Raw genomic sequence first — 865 nt, 5'->3', positions numbered from 1 at the left:
ACGAGATGCCTCCTACAGGCAAGCTTGCCCCTGAGAAGCTGGCCGTGCTCGAACAGTGGATGAAAGATGGCATCCCCTGGTCCGATTCGGTCAAGCTTGAAACTTCGAAAGAAGAGCACAAGGCAATGGGCGGCGTGGTGACAGCGGAATCGAAGAATTACTGGGCGTTCAAACCGGTCAATTCGCCAGCGCCACCGGCGGTGAAGAACACTGCATGGGTGAAGACACCTATTGATGCGTTCATCTTGGACAAGCTGGAAGCAAAGGGCATTCAGCCAAGCCCGGCTACGGACAAACTGGCACTGATCCGACGGGCTACCTACGACCTGACTGGCTTGCCCCCAACACCTGAAGAGATCGACAGCTTTGTTAACGACAAAGACCCTGCGGCTTATGAGAAGCTGATCGACAAGTTGCTGGCATCGCCGCACTACGGCGAGAAGTGGGCACGGCACTGGCTCGATGTGGTGCGCTTTGCGGAAACCAATGGCTACGAACGGGATGGCCCGAAGCCTTTCGCCTGGCGATACCGCGATTATGTCATCCGCAGTTTGAACAGCGATAAGCCTTATGATCTCTTCATCAAGGAACAGTTGGCGGGTGATGAGTTGCCGGGCGAGAACCCTGATGCGATTATCGCTACCGGTTTCTACCGGCTTGGCTTGTGGGATGATGAACCAGCAGACCCGAAGCAGGCCCGGTTCGATGAGATGGATGATATTGTCGCGACCACGTCGCAGGGCTTTCTGGGCATCACCATGAACTGTGCCCGGTGTCACGATCACAAGATCGATCCAATCCCGCAGGCGGACTATTACAAGTTGCTGGCTTTCTTTGCTGATGTGGAACGCTTCAGTCTGGATCG

The 865-nt window shown here is 55.4% G+C and carries 1 protein-coding gene; it reads left to right on the top strand.

Features of this window, described 5'->3' with window-relative positions; genetic code table 11:
* The coding region (locus tag JNK74_28270; GenBank protein ID MBL7650084.1) for a DUF1549 domain-containing protein at positions 1–865 on the top strand (865 nt) is incomplete at both ends.

The sequence above is a fragment of the Candidatus Hydrogenedentota bacterium genome (genome assembly GCA_016791475.1).
Classification (GTDB): Bacteria; Hydrogenedentota; Hydrogenedentia; order Hydrogenedentales; family JAEUWI01; genus JAEUWI01.
This window is presented reverse-complemented; position numbering and strand designations above follow the sequence as displayed.